Below are 16,374 nucleotides of genomic sequence, written 5' to 3' on the forward strand. Positions count from 1 at the left end.
TGTCCGTGGTGCGTGGGCGGGCGCGGACCCGCGGCCGGGGCCGGCGGGTCGCGCCCCCACGATGGTACCGGTGCTCAGAGGGTCCGCAGCCCGGTGGCCCGGCTGCGCAGCAGGTAGTCCTGGATGTCCTCCAGGGGCCGCCCCTCGGCGTCCCGGTGGTGACGGGTCCACTCGCCGTGCGCGTCCAGGTGCCAGCTGCTCGTGGCGTCCGAGACGTAGCGCTCGAGCATCCGCACCAGCGCCGCGGCCTGGTGCGGGTCCGTGATCCGCACCAGCGTCTCCACGCGGCGGTCCAGGTTGCGGTGCATCATGTCCGCGGAGCCGATGTAGACGAGGGGGTCGCCCGCGTTGCAGAACGTGAACATGCGGGAGTGCTCCAGGAACCGGCCCAGCACCGAGCGCACGCGGATCGTCTCGCTCAGGCCCGGGACCCCGGGGCGCAGGGCGCAGATGCCCCGGACCACGACGTCGACCGGCACCCCGGCCTGCGAGGCCCGGTAGAGGGCGTCGATCACCGCCTCGTCCACGATCGAGTTGCACTTGAGCTGGATCCGGGCCGGCCGGCCCGCCCGGTGGTTGCGGATCTCCGCCTCCACGAGGCCCACCAGCCCGGAGCGCACCGAGCGCGGGGCCACGAGCAGGCGCTGGAACTCGGTCTTCGGGGCGTAGCCGGAGAGCTGGTTGAACAGCCTCGAGACGTCCTCCCCGACCTCCGGGTCGCAGGTGAGCAGCCCCAGGTCCTCGTAGAAGCGCGCGGTGGAGGGATGGTAGTTGCCGGTGCCGATGTGCACGTAGCGGCGCAGCCCGTGCTCCTCCTGGCGCACCACGAGCGAGAGCTTGCAGTGGGTCTTCAGCCCCACGATGCCGTAGACCACGTGCACCCCGGCCTGCTCGAGCTTGCGGGCCCACGTGATGTTGGCCTGCTCGTCGAAGCGGGCCTTGATCTCCACCAGGGCGAGGACCTGCTTGCCGGCCTCGGCCGCGTCGATGAGGGCGTCCACGATGGGGGAGTCCCCCGAGGTGCGGTAGAGGGTCTGCTTGATCGCCTGCACCTTCGGGTCCGCCGCGGCCTGCTCCAGGAACGCCTGCACGCTCGTGGCGAAGGAGTCGTAGGGGTGGTGCAGCAGCACGTCGCGGGCGCGGGTCGCGGCGAAGACGTCGGCGGCCTTCGCGGTCTCCGCCGCGTTGAGGTAGCGGGAGGTGTGGGCCACGTGGCGCGAGTAGTGCAGCTCCGGGCGGTCGATCCCGGCGATCACGCCCAGGCCCCGCAGGTCCAGGGGGGCGGGGAGCCGGTAGATCTCGGACTCGTCGATGCCCAGCTCGGACACCAGCAGCTCCAGGACCTCCCCGCTGATGCTGTCGGTGACCTCGAGCCGCACGGCCGGGCCGAAGCGGCGGCGCAGCAGCTCCTTCTCGAGGGCCTGCAGGAGGTTCTCGGCGTCGTCCTCCTCGACCTCCAGGTCCTCGTTGCGGGTGACGCGGAAGACCTGGTGCTCCTCGACGTCCATCCCCGGGAACAGGTCGTCCAGGTGCTGGGCGATCACGTCCTCCAGCGGGATGAACCGGGCCTCCTGGCCCGGCGCGTGCCGGGCCCGCGGGCCGTCCACGGACAGCAGCCGCGGCAGCTGGTCCGGGACCTTGACGCGGGCGAAGAGCCGCTTGCCGGACTGCGGGTTGCGCACCATCACGGCGAGGTTGAGGCTGAGCCCCGAGATGTACGGGAACGGGTGGGCCGGGTCCACGGCCAGCGGGGTGAGGATCGGGAAGACCCGCTGGTGGAAGTCCCGGGTGATCCGCTCCCGGGTGGCGGCGTCGAGGTCGCCCCAGCCGACCAGGTGGATGCTCTCGCGGGCCAGCTCCGGGCGCACCAGCTCGTGGAAGGCGCGCGCGTGGCGGTCCTGGAGCTCGTGGGCGCGGAGGCTGATCGCCTCCATCTGCTCCGCGGGGGAGAGCCCGGAGGCGGCCGGGCGGGCGATGCCCGTGGCGATCCGCCGCTTCAGCCCGGCGACCCGGACCATGAAGAACTCGTCCAGGTTGGAGGCCACGATGGACAGGAACTGCACCCGCTCCAGCAGGTGGAGCTCCGGGTCCTCGGCGAGCTCCAGGACCCGGGAGTTGAACGCGATCCAGCTGGCCTCGCGGTCGAGGAAGCGCTCGGGGCCGTGCAGCCCCTCGAGGACCTGCGGGACGGCGGGGACGGGGTCGCCGATCCGGTCCCGGTCCCCGTGGGCCCCGCCGGGCCCGGTCGCTGACGCCCGCGCGGCGCCCGGGGTCTCCGGGGCGGGCGCGGGCTCCGGGCTTTCCTGCTGCTTCGTGGTCATGACGGTCCTGTCTGGTCGGGGCAGGGGGTGACGGTGCCGGCGTACATGACGTCGAGGTGCCACGGGCGGAAGCCGAGGCGCTCGTAGAGGCGCATGGCCGGGGTGTTGTCCCCGTCCACGTAGAGCATGACCTCGGCCAGGCCCTGCGCCGCGAGGTGGTTGACGCCCGCGGCCGTCAGCGCCCGGCCCAGGCCGGTGCCCTGGTGCTCCGGGGCGATGCCGACGGCGTAGACCTCGCCCAGCGCCGCGTGCTCGCCGTCGCCGGGGTGGACCTTGGTCCAGTGGAAACCGGCCACCCTCGCGGGCTCCGCCTCCGGGACGGCCAGGAGGAAGCCCGCGGGGTCGAACCAGGGCTCGGCCTCCCGCTGCCGCAGGTCCTCGAGGCTCATCCGGCCCTGCTCGGGGTGCGCGGCGAACGCGGCCGCGTTGACCCGCAGCCACTCCTGCTCGTCGCGGCCGGGCTCGAACGCCCGCAGCCGGAAGCCGGCGGGCATCGTCTCCGGCAGGGGGACGTCCTCCGCGCCCCGCAGCGGGCGCAGCAGCCGGTGCAGGTCCCGGACGGGGGCCAGTCCGTGGCGGGCGGCCAGCGCCACCGCGCCGGGGTGGCCGCCGTGCGCCCACGCGTGCACCGTCCCGGCGAGGTCCTCGGCCAGCGCGGCGGCCAGGGACCCGCCGACCCCGCGGCGGCGGTGGGCGGGGTCCACGACCAGTTCCAGCAGGTGCGAGGGGACACCGTCCTCGTCCGGCTCGCGCACGCGCACGGCCGCCCCCACGAGCTCCCCCTCGGAGGAGCGGGCGAGGACGGTGCGCACCCGGTCGCCGGCGGCCCGCAGGTCCACGAGCGTCTGGTCGGAGAAGGGCGGGTCGCCGTCGGCGGCGGCGGCGCGGGACGCGAGCGCGGTGATCTCCTCGACCGGCGGCGCGGCGGGGCGCTCCAGGACGTACGGCGCGGACCGGGACATGGGGCCTCCTGCAGGACGGGGCGGGCGGTGCGGCGGGACGGGGCGGACGGGCGGGTCAGTCCTCCCGGCCGCGGCCCGTGGTGAAGCTGTAGCCCACGTTACGCACCGTGGTGATCAGGTGCTCGTGGTCGGCGCCCAGCTTGGCGCGCAGCCGCCGCACGTGCACGTCCACCGTGCGGGTGCCGCCGTAGTAGTCGTAGCCCCAGACCTCGCTCAGCAGCTGGGCGCGGGTGAAGACGCGGCCGGCGTGCTGGGCCAGGAACTTCAGCAGCTCGAACTCCTTGTACGTCAGGTTCAGGGGGTGGCCGTTGACGTGGGCGGAGTAGGCGGCGTCGTCGATGACCACGGAGCCCACGCGGATCCGCGTGTCGTCCTCCGGCTCCTCGGCGGTGCGCGAGGAGGCCAGGCGCAGGCGGGCCTCGACCTCGGCGGGCCCGGCGGTGTCGAGCACGACGTCGTCGACCATCCAGTTGGCGGCCACCGCCGCCATCCCGCCCTCCGTGAGCACCATGAGCAGCGGGGCCGCCAGGCCCTTGGCCGTGAGCAGCTGGGCGAGGTTGCGGGCGGTGATCAGATCCGTGCGGCCGTCCAGGACGACCACGTCGGGCTCGTGCCCGTCGAGGCTGCCCGAGGCCGTGCGCGTGGGCGCGACGGCCACCTTGTGGTTGAGCAGGTCGAGGGCCGGCAGCACCGATGCCGAAGGTCCGTCCGCGTCGGTCAGCATCAGGATCTGGAACACTCAGACTTCTCCACTCTTGCGTACGGACTGAGCTGTCAGTATAAGTCCCGGGTCCCGTCGCCCCGCGCGGGCGCGGCGCGGCGCAGGAGCGTCGCCCCGGGAGCTCCCGCGGGGCGAGCGGCTATCGTTGCACGTGTCCGGCCCCGTGCCCCGTCCCCGGACACCGGCCCCGACCCCGACCAGTGCAGGAACATCCGCCCCATGAGATACGCCATGATCGCCGCCTGCAGCGTGCTCAGCCTCGCGGCGGGCCTCACCGCGGTCGTGGTCGGCCCGCCCGCCCCGCTGCTGCTGGCCGTCGGCATGTCCGTGGTGATCGGCGTGGGGTGGCCCGCGGCCACCGGCATCGCCGCCCGGCACCGGCACACCGTCATCATGAGCGCCGCCGGGATCGTCGCGGCGGCGGTCGTCCAGCTCGGACCGGGACAGCAGCTCGTGTGGCTGCCCGCGGTGGTGGGCGTGGCCCTGATGACCGTGTTCGCCGCGGAGCTCGCCCGCGGCGAGGGCGCCGGGCACCGGCTGGAGTCCGCGGTCGCCTCGACGGCGGGGATGCTCGCGGCCGTCAGCTCCTCCGGGTGGATCGCCCTGGCGGAGGACTACCGGGCCAGCGGCGCGGACCCTCGGCTGCTCGTCGTGGTGGGCGCGGTCCTCGCCGGGGTGGTGGCCCTGGTGGGCGCCCGCGTGATCGCGGCCGCCCCGAAGCGCTCCCCGAAGCGGGGGGTCGTGGCCCTGGGCGTGAGCCCCGTGGCGTTCCTCGGCGTGGGGGCGCTCTTCACGGCCCGGCTGGTGAGCACCGTGGTAGCTTAGGGACCATGCTTGCACTCGAGATCTTCTACCTCGTCCTGCTGGGGATCGCCGGCCTGTTCATCCTCGGGATCTCCTGGAAGGTGATCACCGGTCTGTTCAAGGGCCAGCACTAGTTCCGTGCCGATCGAGATCCCCTCGGATCTGACCCCCGAGCTCGTCCCCTTCGCCTGGTTGCTGGGCGAGTGGGAGGGTGACGGCTTCCTGGGCTACGGCGAGGCCGAGCAGAGACCCTTCCGCCAGCGCGTGACGTTCGAGCAGAACGGCCTGCCGTTCCTGCAGTACCGGGCGGAGGCGACGCTCCTCGACGAGGAGGGGCAGCCGATGCGCCCGGCCACCGTCGAGCAGGGCTTCTGGCAGATCGACCGCACGCTCGAGGACGGCGACGTCGGCCCCGGGATGCTCCCGGCCGACGTCGTGCCGGTGCTCAAGGGCGCCGAGGACGTGGAGCGGCTGCGCAACGCCGACGGCGGCTTCGACATCCTCGTCACCCTCACCCACCCCGGCGGCGTCGCGGAGCTCTACGTCGGGCAGATCAAGGGCCCGCGGATCGACCTCGCGACCGACGCCGTGGTCCGCGCCCGCGGGGCCAAGGAGTACGCCGCGTCCACCCGCATGTACGGGCTCGTGCACGGCGACCTCTTCTGGGCGTGGGACATGGCCGCCTTCGGCGCACCGCTGGCCACGCACGCCTCCGCCCAGCTCAAGAAGGTGGGCTGAGCCCGTGGGCGAGCACCGCTCACCCCTCCTGGGCCGGCCCGGCGCCGTCGAGGCCGCCGGTCCCGACCGCGGGGTCGCCGCGCACTACGGCGACCCGGTGCGCGAGCAGCGCGCCCTCGTGCGCGTGACCGGCACCGTGGTGGACCTCTCCCACAAGGGCGTCGTCACCGTCGGCGGTCCCGACCGGCTCAGCTGGCTCACCACGCTCTCCTCCCAGGTGCTCACCGGTCTCGAGCCCGGCCGCGGCACCGAGACCCTCTTCCTGTCCGTGCAGGGCCGCATCGAGACCGCCCCGCACGTCGTCGACGACGGCGCCACCACGTGGCTCCTCACGGAGGCCGACGAGACCGCCCCCCTGGTGGCGTGGCTGCAGTCCATGCGCTTCGCCCTGCGCGTCGAGATCGCCGACCGCACGGACGAGTGGGCCGTGCTCGGCTCAACCGGCCCCGTGCCCGGCGTCGAGGGCGTCGCCTGGCGCGACCCCTGGCCGCAGGTGGCCCCCGGCGGGTGGAGCTACGCCCTGCTCGACGGTCCGCACCCCGGGGAGGAGCGCACCTGGTACGAGCGGCTCGTGCCGCGCGCCGACCTCGCCCGCATCACCGAGGACCTCCCGCTCGCGGGCTCCTGGGCCGCGGAGGCCCTGCGCATCGCCGCGTGGCGCCCGCGCTGGGGCACCGAGACCGACGAGAAGACCATCCCGCACGAGCTCGACCTGCTGCGCACCGCGGTGCACCTGGCCAAGGGCTGCTACAAGGGCCAGGAGACGGTCGCGCGCGTGCACAACCTCGGCCACCCCCCGCGCCGCCTGGCCCTGCTTGACCTCGACGGCTCCGAGCACGGGCTGCCGGCCGCGGGCTCCCCGGTGCTCGCCGGGGAGCGCACGGTCGGGCGGGTCACCTCGGTGCAGCTGCACCACGAGGAAGGTCCCATCGCCCTGGCCGTGCTCAAGCGCTCGGTGGATCCCGCCGCCGCGCTCGTGGTCGCGGACGGCGAGGACCGCTGGGCCGCCGCGCAGCAGGTGATCGTGGCCCCCGACGCCGGGCAGGTCGTCGGCCGCCGCCAGGACGGCTTCCTGCGCGGGCCCCGCGGGACGCGCCCGTAGCAGCCGCGCCCCGCGGGGCGGCGCGTCAGCGGCCGAAGAGGACGCGGGCCTCGTCCCAGCGGTGCTGGGGCACGGTCTTGAGCCCGTCGAGGGCCTCGGAGAAGTCCACCCGCACCATGTCGGTGCCGCGCAGGGCGACCATCTTGCCCCACTGCTTCTGGTGCACCAGGTCCACCACGGCCATCCCGAAGCGGGTGGCCAGCACCCGGTCGAAGCCGGTCGGGGCCCCGCCGCGCTGGATGTGGCCCAGGGTGGTGTTGCGGGTCTCGATCCCGGTCATCCGCTCGATCTCCTCGGTGACGTACTCCCCGACCCCGCCCAGGCGCGGGCGGCCGGAGGCCTCCGCGCCCTTCTCGGCGACCACCTGGTCGAAGCCCTCGGGGATGAAGCCCTCGGCCACGACCACCAGCGGGGACCGGCCGCGCTCGTAGACCTCCGAGACCCACTCGCAGACCTGCTCCATGGACACCGACTGCTCCGGGATCAGCACCGCGTGGGCCCCGGCGGACATCCCCGAGTGCAGGGCGATCCACCCGACGTGGCGGCCCATGACCTCGGCGACCATGCACCGGTGGTGGGACTCCCCGGTGGTGCGCAGCCGGTCCATGGCGTCGGTGGCGATCTGCACGGCGGTGTCGAAGCCGAAGGTGTAGTCGGTGGCCTGCAGGTCGTTGTCGATGGTCTTGGGCACCCCCACCACCGGCAGCCCGGCGTCGGCCAGGCGCTTGGCCCCGGCCAGGGTTCCCTCCCCGCCGATGGCCACGATCGCGTCGACGGCGTGGCGCTCGAGCATCACCGAGATCTTCTCCGGGCCCCCGAGGGGCCCGTCGAAGGGGTTGGTGCGGGAGGTGCCCAGGATGGTCCCGCCCTCCCGTGCCAGGCCGCGGACCTTGGTGCGGGGCAGGTCCATGATGTCGCCCTCGAGCACCCCGCGCCAGCCGTCGCGGAAGCCGACGAACTCGTGGTCGTAGGTCTTGATCCCGTGCAGCACCGCGCCGCGGATCACGGCGTTGAGCCCGGGGCAGTCCCCGCCGCTGGTCAGCAGTCCGATCTTCATCCGTGCAGTCTCCTCCGAGGTCGCCGGGCGCGGGCCACCGGTGGGTGGGCGCCGGTCGTGGGTGGCGGTCGTGGTGGCGGGGTCGTGCGGGTCCGGCCGTGCCGGGCGCACCCGGCACGGCCAGTCTAGTGAGTCGGCCTCCGCGGCGGACCAGCACGCGCGCGGCCCCGTCGTGCCTACACTTCCCTGGAGGGCCCGTCCGGGCCGGAAGGAGGTCCGCGATGGCCGAGGACATGGAGCCGGTCCGGGAGAACCTGCGCGAGTTCATCGACAAGCTGGTGGACGAGGGGTACACGGTGCGCGACGGGCAGTCCCCGGACCCCGACCTCATCGACCCCGGGGGCTCCGCCGTGGAGACCTGGCGGGAGGACTACCCGTACCCGGAGCGGATGTCCCGGGAGGACTACGAGCTGGAGAAGTACCAGCTGCAGATCGAGCTGCTGAAGTTCCAGTACTGGGGCCAGGACCACGACCTCAAGCACGTGATCGTGTTCGAGGGCCGCGACGCCGCCGGCAAGGGCGGGACCATCAAGCGCTTCACCGAGCACCTCAACCCCCGTGCGGCCCGGGTGGTGGCGCTGACGAAGCCCTCGGACCGCGAGCGCGGCCAGTGGTACTTCCAGCGCTACATCCAGCACCTGCCCACCGCCGGGGAGATCGTGATGTTCGACCGCTCCTGGTACAACCGCGCCAACGTGGAGCGGGTGATGGGCTTCTGCACCGACGACGAGTACCACCGGTTCATGGAGCAGGCCCCGGTGTTCGAGAAGATGCTGGTGGACTCCGGGATCCACCTCACCAAGTTCTGGTTCTCGGTCACCCAACACGAGCAGCGCACCCGCTTCGCGATCCGCCAGATCGACCCGGTGCGGCGGTGGAAGCTCTCGCCCATGGACCTGGCGTCCCTGGACCGGTGGGAGGACTACACGGAGGCGAAGGAGGAGATGTTCCTGCGCACCGACACCGACCACGCCCCCTGGATCACCATCAAGTCCAACGACAAGAAGCGGGCGCGGCTCAACGCGATGCGCTGGTTCCTGAACCAGTTCGACTACGAGGACAAGGACCCCTCCGTGGTCTACGGCCCCGATCCGCTGCTGGTGCGCCGCGGCCGGGAGGCCGTGGGCGACTGAGCCCCGGCCTCCGACGACGCCGCCCGCCCCCGGCCGGGGGCGGGCGGCGTCGTGCGTGGCCGGGTCCGGGCTCAGCGGCCGGCGCGGTCCACGAGGGCCCAGCCGGCGGCGGCGTTGACGGCGGTGACGGCGAGCACGGACGGCCACGCGCCGATCCGCTTCGCCAGCGGGTGGGAGAGCCCGAAGCCCAGGACGTAGAGCCCGCCGAGCGCGGCGGCCGTGGCCGGCCCGCGCCGGTGCCACCACGAGTGCGCGGCCACGGCCCCGGCGCCCGCCAGCACGGCCCCGCCCAGGGGGCGGTTGCCCGTGGCGCGGGCGGTCGCGTAGCCGCCGACCAGGCCCGCGGTGACGGCCGCGGAGGCGGGGACGGCGTCCAGGGCCGTCGTGGCCGCGCTCACGCGGCGCCGCCCAGGAAGTCCTGGAGCCGGCCCAGGCCCTCGGCGAGGTCGTCGTCGCCCAGGGCGTAGGACAGGCGCAGGAAGCCGGACGGGCCGAACGCCTCACCGGGCACGACGGCCACCTCGGCCCGTTCCAGGATCAGCTCGGCGAGCTCCGCGGAGGTCTGCGGCACGGCGTCGCCGAAGCGCTTGCCGAGCAGCCCGCGCACGTCCGCGTAGGCGTAGAACGCCCCGGTCGGGACGGGGCACTCCACGCCCTCGATCGCGTTGAGCGCCTCGACCATGGCCCGGCGCCGGCGGTCGAAGGCCTCCCGCATCCGGTGCGCCTCGTCGAGCGGGCCCGACACGGCCGCGAGCGCCGCGCGCTGGGCGACGTTGTTGACGTTCGAGGTCAGGTGCGACTGCAGGTTCGTGGCCGCCTTGACGACGTCGGGGGCGCCGATCATCCAGCCCACGCGCCAGCCGGTCATGGCGTAGGTCTTGGCCACGCCGTTGAGGACGACCACGTTCTCGCCCAGCTCCGGGACCGCGGCGGCGATCGAGGTGAACGGGACGCCGTCGTAGGTCAGGTGCTGGTAGATCTCGTCGGTGAGCACGAAGATGCCCTTCCCGGCCGCCCAGCGGCCCACGGCCGCGGTCTCCTCGGGGGAGTACACCGCGCCCGTGGGGTTGGACGGGGAGCAGAACAGCAGGGCCTTGGTGCGCTCCGTGTACGCGGCCTCCAGCAGCTCGGGCGTCACCTTGTAGCCGAGCTCCGGGCCGGCGAAGACCTCCACGGGGTTGCCGCCGGCGAGCTTGACGGCCTCCGGGTAGGTGGTCCAGTAGGGGGCGGGCAGCAGCACGTCGTCGCCCTCGTCCACGACCGTGGCGAAGGCCTGGAAGACGGCCTGCTTGCCGCCGTTGGTGATGAGCACCTGGAACGGGTCGACCGTGTACCCGTCGTCCCGGGCGGTCTGCTCGGCGACCGCCCGGCGCAGCTCGGGCAGGCCCGCGGCCGGGGTGTACCGGAAGTTCGCCGGGTCCTGCAGGGCCGCCGCCGCGGCGTCCACGATGTACTGCGGGGTGGGGAAGTCGGGCTCCCCGGCGCCGAAGCCGATCACGGGCCGGCCGGCGGCCTTGAGCGCCTTCGCCTTGGCGTCCACCGCGAGCGTCGCGGACTCTGCGATGGCGCCGACGCGCCGGGAGATGCGGGGTGAGGTCATGAGCGGGGGCCTCCTGGAAGGGGACGGGCGGGTCCCGCCGGGGCGGGAGCAGGTGGGCTGGCGTGGGGCCCATGCTACTCGGGGGCCCCCGGGACGGGCCGGGGGCGCCGCGCCCGGGCCGGGCCCGGATTGCACGCCCGCGCCCCCGTCCCCTAGGATGGTCCACTGGTGTCGCCGACGCCTGCCCGGCCGCGCCGTTGCCGCGGGGCCGGATGGTAGAGTCGGTGACCGGGTCCGAGCGATCGACCCCGGCGTGCGCACGCCGGGAGCCCTCGCGAGGCACGAAGGGCAGTGGCGCAATTGGTAGCGCAGCGGTCTCCAAAACCGCAGGTTGCAGGTTCGAGTCCTGTCTGCCCTGCTCCAGTCCGGGTCGGATCCGGCGCTCCCCGTGGAGCGCCGGGCCCGGCCCGCGGCGGCCCGGGCACCGGTGCCGCCGTCCGGGCGAGACGGCGTCGCCGCACGGCACGCACGAGTCCACACAGGGAGAGCCGATGTCGCAGACCACCGCCGGCAAGGCCTCGGGTCAGCCCTCGGGGCGGGACGCCGAGAGCCCCCGCGGGCTCTTCGGGCGGCTCTTCCTCTTCCTGCGCCAGGTGGTGGGCGAGCTCAAGAAGGTCGTCACCCCCACCCGGCGCGAGCTCGTCAACTACGTGCTGGTCGTGCTCGTGTTCGTCGCGTTCATGATGGTGCTCATCTCCGTCCTGGACCTCGCGTTCGGGCAGGCCGCGCTGTGGATCTTCGGGCAGGGGAGCGACGCCGCCGGCGGCTGACCCCCGGGGAGTGCACCGGCCGGCGCGGACCGGGCGCCGCGGCACACCAGAGCACGACATCCACAGAGAGCAGGGAGATCCAGTGACCGAGCACGAGCTCGACAACGGCATCGAGACCGCCGAGGCGGCGGCCGACGTCGACGAGCAGGCCCCGGAGGCCGCGGCCCCCGAGCAGGACCTCGGCGCCGAGGAGGCCCCCGCCCAGGACGCCGCCGAGCCGGCCGTGGACCCCGTCGAGGAGTTCAAGGCCAAGCTGCGCCGGCAGGAGGGCGACTGGTACGTCATCCACACCTACGCCGGCTACGAGAACCGCGTGAAGACGAACCTCGAGACCCGCATCCAGTCCCTCAACATGGAGGACGACATCTTCCAGATCGAGGTGCCGATGGAGGAGGTCGTCGAGATCAAGAACGCCCAGCGCAAGACCGTCCGCCGCGTGCGGATCCCGGGCTACGTGCTGGTGCGGATGAACCTCACCGACGCCTCGTGGGGCGCCGTGCGCCACACCCCCGGCGTGACCGGCTTCGTCGGCCAGGACGCGTACAACCCCGTCCCGCTGCGCCTCGACGAGGTCTTCGAGATGCTCAACCCCACCTTCGAGGCCCCCGCCGGCACCGAGGCCGCGGCCCAGCCCAGCGCGCAGCCGCAGATCGACGTGGACTTCGAGGTCGGCGAGTCCGTGATCGTCAAGGAGGGCCCGTTCGAGACCCTTCCCGCCACGATCTCCGAGATCAAGGTCGAGTCCCAGCAGCTCGTCGTGCTCGTGTCGATCTTCGAGCGCGAGACCCCCGTGACCCTCGGCTTCAACCAGGTCTCCAAGATCTGACCCCCGCGGGCACCGCCCGCCCACCAGTCCCGGCCTCCGCGGCGCACGCTTCGCCGAGGGGGCCGACCGGCCGCCGCGCCACGGCGGCCACCCGCCGCCGTACGCTCCTGTGCGCCGGTACGTCCAGCAAGAGAAGGACCAGCACATGGCTCCCAAGAAGAAAAAGGTCTCCGGCCTGATCAAGCTGCAGATCCAGGCAGGCGCCGCCAACCCGGCGCCTCCCGTGGGTCCGGCTCTCGGTCAGCACGGCGTCAACATCATGGAATTCTGCAAGGCCTACAACGCGGCCACGGAATCCCAGCGCGGCAACATCATCCCCGTGGAGATCACGGTCTACGAGGACCGCTCCTTCACCTTCGTCACGAAGACCCCGCCCGCCGCGCAGCTGATCAAGAAGGCCGCCGGCGTCGCCAAGGGCTCCGGTGTCCCGCACACCCAGAAGGTCGGCAAGCTCACCATGGACCAGGTCCGGGAGATCGCCGAGACCAAGAAGGAAGACCTCAACGCCAACGACATCGACGCCGCGGCGAAGATCATCGCCGGCACCGCCCGCTCCATGGGCATCGAGGTCGAGTGATCAGCGTCCGCTGATCACCCACCCACCCACCGAATTCCCCGTGGCAGGGCCGAGCGCGGCCCGCAGACCACAACTGCACAAGGAGAAGAAGCAGATGGCAAAGCGCAGCAAGGCGTACCAGGCGGCTGTCGCCAAGATCGAGGAGGGCAAGTTCTACGCCCCGGCCGAGGCCGTCGCCCTGGCCAAGGAGATCGACAGCGCCAAGACCGACTCCACCGTGGAGGTCGTCCTCCGCCTCGGCGTCGACCCCCGCAAGGCCGACCAGATGGTCCGCGGCACCGTGAACCTGCCCAACGGCACCGGCAAGACCGCCCGCGTCGTCGTCTTCGCGACCGGCGACAAGGCCGCCGCCGCCGAGGAGGCCGGTGCGGACTACGTCGGCTCGGACGACCTGATCGCCCGCATCCAGGGCGGCTGGACCGACTTCGACGCCGCCGTGGCCACCCCGGACATGATGGGCAAGGTCGGGCGCCTGGGCAAGGTGCTCGGTCCCCGCAACCTCATGCCGAACCCCAAGACCGGCACCGTGACCATGGACGTCGCCAAGGCCGTCGCCGACATCAAGGGCGGCAAGATCGACTTCCGCGTCGACAAGCACTCGAACCTGCACTTCATCGTGGGCAAGACGTCCTTCGAGACCGCCAAACTCGCGGAGAACTACGCCGCGGCGCTCGAGGAGATCCTGCGCCTGAAGCCGTCCGCGTCCAAGGGCCGCTACATCACCAAGGCGACCGTCTCCACGACGTTCGGCCCGGGCATCCCGGTCGACCCGAACGCCACCGAGGTCGTCGTCGGCGCGTGACGCCGTGATCCGGGACCCCTCGAGAGTCCCACGGGTGGGGGCCCGGCCGCTGCGGCCGGGCCCCTTGCCGTTCCGCCCCGCCTGAGCCCGCGGAGTGCGCCTGCGCCTCCGGAAGGGAGTTCCCCGTGACCGAGCACCTCCCGGTGCGCATCGAGCAGATGCGCATCCCCGACGAGTTCGACGACGACGCGCAGCGCCTGCTGGGCCGGGTCGCGGACCTCGTGCGCCGCTCCCGGCAGCACGTCTGGGGGATCTCCGATCTCACCGGTGACGCCCAGGAGCTCTACCGCGACCTCAAGGACCCCTTCGAGCGCGTCGTCATCCTGCTGGCCTGGACGGACGGCCGGCTCGCGGGCCGCGCCGAGGTGCGCCTGCCGCTCGTGAGCTTCACCGGCTCCGCGCACGTCGTGGTGGACGTCGACCCGGAGGTCACCTCCCAGGGCACCGGCAGCGAGCTGCTGGCCGCCGCCGAGCAGCTGGCCGTGGGCGAGTCCCGCCGGCACATCCGGATCCAGACCGAGCACCCCGGCCCCGAGGAGATCGAGGGCGACGGCAGCGTCACCGGCGTCTTCCCCGTCATCACGCCCGGGATGGTCGAGTGGGTCGACGCCGCCGACGGCTCCGGCCGGCTGCCCGTGTCCAACCGGCAGACCCGCTTCGCCCTCAACGCCGGCTACCGGCTCGAGTCGGTCAGCGACTTCGCCGTCCTCGAGGTCCCGCTCCCGCCCGCGCGGGAGGAGGCGCTGCTGCGCGAGACGACGGCCTCGCCCCCGCCGGAGGCCTACCGGATCCACACCTGGGACGGGCCCGCCCCCGAGCGGTGGCTCGACCAGCTCGCCGTGCTGCACTCGCGCATGGCCGCCGACACCTTCCTGCCCCCCGTCGCCGCCCACCCCGACCCCTGGGACGCCGAGCGGGTGCGCCGCACCGAGCAGCTGCGCGCCGAGGCCGGCCACCGCTCGCTGTTCGCCGTGGCCGAGCACGAGGCCACGGGCCGGCTCGTGGGGATGACCGAGATCGTCCTGACGGGCGACGAGCCCGCCATCGGGATGCAGGACGAGACCGTGGTGCTGCGCGAGCACCGCCGCCGCTGGCTGGGCACCCGGCTCAAGCTGGCCAACCTCCAGCAGCTCGCCCGCACGGCCCCGTCCGTGCGCACGCTCTACTCGTGGAGCCACAGCGGCGACGACCGGATGAACCGGGTCAACAACCGGCTCGGCTTCCGCGTGGCCGGGCGCAGCGGCGTCTGGTCCCGCGAGGTCCCCGCCCCCTGACGGGCGTCCCCGCCCCGATTTGGCCGGGGCGGGGACGTAGGGTAGCCTGGGGCGTACCAAAGACCGCCGGTCGTGGTTCCCCCTGCCCGTCGCGTCCCGTTCGGGAGGCGCAGGACGGGGGAGCAGCCGTAAGAGTTCCGCCAGGAACGGCCAGCGCAGGTGATCCAGCACAGCCAGCACGCTCCGTCCTGCACGGACCGTGCCGTCGAGCCCCGGGCATCTGCGCGGGGCTTTTTCTGTGCCCGAGCCCTTCCGGCAGCGCCCGGCATCGAAGACCGGAAGGAGTACCATGGCGAACCCGGAAAAGGCAGCCGCGGTCGCCGAGTTGAAGGAGCTGTTCTCCAACTCGGACGCTGCTGTCCTGACTGAGTACCGCGGTCTCACCGTGGCCCAGCTCAAGGAGCTGCGCCGCTCGCTCGGTGAGAACGCCGAATACGCCGTGGTGAAGAACACGCTGACCGCGATCGCGGCCAAGGAGATGGGCATCGACGCGTTCGACGGCCACCTCTCCGGGCCGAGCGCCATCGCCTTCATCTCGGGAGACCCCGTCGAGGCCGCCAAGAGCCTGCGTGACTTCGCCAAGGCGAACCCGCAGCTCGTCCTGAAGAGCGGTTACCTCGAGGGCAAGGCGCTCAGCGAGGCCGAGATCACGCGGCTCGCGGACCTCGAGTCCCGCGAGGTGCTGCTCGCCAAGGTGGCCGGTGTCACCCAGGCGTCGCTGTCCAGGGCCGCCGCGCTGTTCCAGGCCCCGCTGTCCAAGGCGGTCCGCACGGCCGAGGCGCTGCGCGCCAAGGTCGAGGAGCAGGCAGCCTAGCCAGCCCCCGCCGCGAGGCACATTCTCACCACGGAACCAGAACGTCCCGCGCCGACGAACCCGGTCGGGGCACCACATCGAAAAGGAGCCACAACCATGGCCAAGCTCACCACCGACGAACTGATCGACGCCTTCAAGGAGCTTTCCCTCATCGAGCTCTCCGAGTTCGTCAAGGCGTTCGAGGAGACCTTCGACGTCACCGCCGCCGCCCCCGTGGCCGTCGCCGGTGCCGCCGCTCCGGCCGCCGCCGCCGAGGAGGCCGAGGAGCAGACCGAGTTCGACGTCGTCCTCGAGGCCGCCGGCGAGAAGAAGATCCAGGTCATCAAGGAGGTCCGCGCGCTGACCTCCCTCGGCCTGAAGGAGGCCAAGGACCTCGTCGACTCCGCCCCCAAGGCCGTCCTCGAGGGCGCCAACAAGGAGGCCGCGGAGAAGGCCAAGGAGGCCCTCGAGGGCGCCGGCGCCACCGTCACCCTCAAGTAAGTTCCTCGGAACCGCTTCACCCGGAACGCGTTCTCGCGAACGCTTCCTGCGAGGCCCCGGACGCACGCCGTCCGGGGCCTCGCGCCGTTCCCGGATGTGGGACACTGGAGGCACAACCACATCGGCCGTCCACCCGCGGCGGGAGAGTCCGTCGTCGTCCGCTGCCGGACGACGCCGGCGCCGAAGGAGCAAATCCTCCCCGGGAATCTCTCAGGCCCCCGTACCGCTGCGAGCAGGCCACTCTGAAGAGGTCCGTCCTCCCCGGCCGCCGGCCGGGTCCGGGCCACCGACGGTGCAAGCCCCTCCCGTGCGGAGCCGGCGAAAACTCTCAGGTCAGTGAACAGAGCGGGGAGGCAGGACGGGCCCCACCGGGCCTCCGACCACGAGGAGCTG

General features: G+C 73.0%; 17 protein-coding genes, 1 tRNA gene and 2 riboswitches. Of the genes, 12 read left to right on the top strand and 6 right to left on the bottom strand.

Annotated elements, in window-relative coordinates; all coding sequences use genetic code 11:
- Positions 1-74: 74 nt before the first annotated feature.
- Genes M3185_RS06850 through M3185_RS06860 form a run of 3 tightly spaced genes read right to left on the bottom strand, consistent with a single transcriptional unit; the run spans position 75 to position 4,022 of the window.
- Positions 75-2,321, bottom strand: a complete 2,247-nt coding sequence (locus tag M3185_RS06850) for an RNA degradosome polyphosphate kinase (protein WP_251332924.1) — start codon at positions 2,319-2,321, stop codon at positions 75-77.
- The gene (gene mshD, locus M3185_RS06855; RefSeq protein WP_251332925.1) at positions 2,318-3,283 is read right to left on the bottom strand and encodes a mycothiol synthase; all 966 of its coding nucleotides are present in this window, start codon (positions 3,281-3,283) and stop codon (positions 2,318-2,320) included. The genes M3185_RS06850 and mshD overlap by 4 nt, the downstream gene beginning before the upstream one ends.
- Positions 3,284-3,338: 55 nt before the next feature.
- Positions 3,339-4,022 (bottom strand): response regulator transcription factor, encoded by a 684-nt coding sequence (locus M3185_RS06860; RefSeq protein WP_251332926.1) that lies wholly within the window; start codon positions 4,020-4,022, stop codon positions 3,339-3,341.
- Between the two features lie 201 nt (positions 4,023-4,223).
- Here M3185_RS06860 and M3185_RS06865 point away from each other — a divergent pair, with 201 nt between their 5' ends.
- The 3 genes from M3185_RS06865 (at position 4,224) to ygfZ (ending at position 6,648) form a co-directional block, all read left to right on the top strand.
- Positions 4,224-4,829, top strand: coding sequence for a hypothetical protein (locus M3185_RS06865; RefSeq protein WP_251332927.1), 606 nt, complete (start codon positions 4,224-4,226; stop codon positions 4,827-4,829).
- Between the two features lie 117 nt (positions 4,830-4,946).
- Positions 4,947-5,546 (top strand): nitrobindin family protein, encoded by a 600-nt coding sequence (locus M3185_RS06870; protein WP_251332928.1) that lies wholly within the window; start codon positions 4,947-4,949, stop codon positions 5,544-5,546.
- 4 nt (positions 5,547-5,550) lie between these two features.
- Positions 5,551-6,648: a CAF17-like 4Fe-4S cluster assembly/insertion protein YgfZ gene (gene ygfZ / locus M3185_RS06875; protein ID WP_251332929.1), complete on the top strand. Its 1,098-nt coding sequence runs from the start codon at positions 5,551-5,553 to the stop codon at positions 6,646-6,648.
- A gap of 25 nt (positions 6,649-6,673) precedes the next feature.
- Here ygfZ and M3185_RS06880 read toward each other — a convergent pair whose 3' ends face one another.
- Positions 6,674-7,705: a 6-phosphofructokinase gene (locus tag M3185_RS06880; protein ID WP_251332930.1), complete on the bottom strand. Its 1,032-nt coding sequence runs from the start codon at positions 7,703-7,705 to the stop codon at positions 6,674-6,676.
- Between the two features lie 221 nt (positions 7,706-7,926).
- Here M3185_RS06880 and ppk2 point away from each other — a divergent pair, with 221 nt between their 5' ends.
- Positions 7,927-8,838, top strand: coding sequence for a polyphosphate kinase 2 (gene ppk2, locus M3185_RS06885; protein WP_251332931.1), 912 nt, complete (start codon positions 7,927-7,929; stop codon positions 8,836-8,838).
- 71 nt (positions 8,839-8,909) lie between these two features.
- Here ppk2 and M3185_RS06890 read toward each other — a convergent pair whose 3' ends face one another.
- Both M3185_RS06890 and M3185_RS06895 read right to left on the bottom strand, forming a co-directional pair.
- Positions 8,910-9,236 carry a hypothetical protein gene (locus M3185_RS06890; RefSeq protein WP_251332932.1) on the bottom strand — a complete coding sequence of 109 codons (327 nt, stop codon included), beginning with the start codon at positions 9,234-9,236 and terminating at the stop codon, positions 8,910-8,912.
- The gene (locus M3185_RS06895) at positions 9,233-10,438 is read right to left on the bottom strand and encodes a pyridoxal phosphate-dependent aminotransferase (protein WP_251332933.1); all 1,206 of its coding nucleotides are present in this window, start codon (positions 10,436-10,438) and stop codon (positions 9,233-9,235) included. Before M3185_RS06895 ends, M3185_RS06890 begins: the two co-directional genes overlap by 4 nt.
- 285 nt (positions 10,439-10,723) lie before the next feature.
- Here M3185_RS06895 and M3185_RS06900 point away from each other — a divergent pair.
- The 8 genes from M3185_RS06900 (at position 10,724) to rplL (ending at position 15,981) form a co-directional block, all read left to right on the top strand.
- Positions 10,724-10,796 (top strand) — tRNA-Trp (locus tag M3185_RS06900).
- Positions 10,797-10,929: 133 nt separating this feature from the next.
- Positions 10,930-11,208, top strand: coding sequence for a preprotein translocase subunit SecE (gene secE / locus M3185_RS06905; RefSeq protein ID WP_251332934.1), 279 nt, complete (start codon positions 10,930-10,932; stop codon positions 11,206-11,208).
- An 82-nt stretch (positions 11,209-11,290) separates the two neighbouring features.
- On the top strand, positions 11,291-12,034 hold the full coding sequence (nusG, locus tag M3185_RS06910; protein ID WP_251332935.1) for a transcription termination/antitermination protein NusG: 744 nt from the start codon (positions 11,291-11,293) through the stop codon (positions 12,032-12,034).
- Positions 12,035-12,179: 145 nt separating this feature from the next.
- On the top strand, positions 12,180-12,611 hold the full coding sequence (gene rplK / locus M3185_RS06915; protein WP_251332936.1) for a 50S ribosomal protein L11: 432 nt from the start codon (positions 12,180-12,182) through the stop codon (positions 12,609-12,611).
- Between the two features lie 94 nt (positions 12,612-12,705).
- Positions 12,706-13,413 (top strand): 50S ribosomal protein L1, encoded by a 708-nt coding sequence (gene rplA / locus M3185_RS06920; protein ID WP_251332937.1) that lies wholly within the window; start codon positions 12,706-12,708, stop codon positions 13,411-13,413.
- Positions 13,414-13,538: 125 nt separating this feature from the next.
- A complete protein-coding gene (locus M3185_RS06925; RefSeq protein ID WP_251332938.1) occupies positions 13,539-14,687 on the top strand; it encodes a GNAT family N-acetyltransferase in 1,149 nt (382 codons plus the stop codon).
- A gap of 289 nt (positions 14,688-14,976) precedes the next feature.
- Entirely contained in the window at positions 14,977-15,501 is a 525-nt protein-coding gene (rplJ, locus tag M3185_RS06930) for a 50S ribosomal protein L10 (RefSeq protein ID WP_251332939.1), read from the top strand.
- A 96-nt stretch (positions 15,502-15,597) separates the two neighbouring features.
- Positions 15,598-15,981 carry a 50S ribosomal protein L7/L12 gene (rplL, locus tag M3185_RS06935; RefSeq protein WP_251332940.1) on the top strand — a complete coding sequence of 128 codons (384 nt, stop codon included), beginning with the start codon at positions 15,598-15,600 and terminating at the stop codon, positions 15,979-15,981.
- A 129-nt stretch (positions 15,982-16,110) separates the two neighbouring features.
- A riboswitch (glycine riboswitch) is annotated at positions 16,111-16,217 on the top strand.
- 1 nt (position 16,218) lies between these two features.
- Positions 16,219-16,335: riboswitch (glycine riboswitch) on the top strand.
- Positions 16,336-16,374: the final 39 nt, after the last annotated feature.

The organism is Kocuria rosea (genome assembly GCF_023715525.1).
Classification (GTDB): Bacteria; Actinomycetota; Actinomycetes; order Actinomycetales; family Micrococcaceae; genus Kocuria; species Kocuria rosea_A.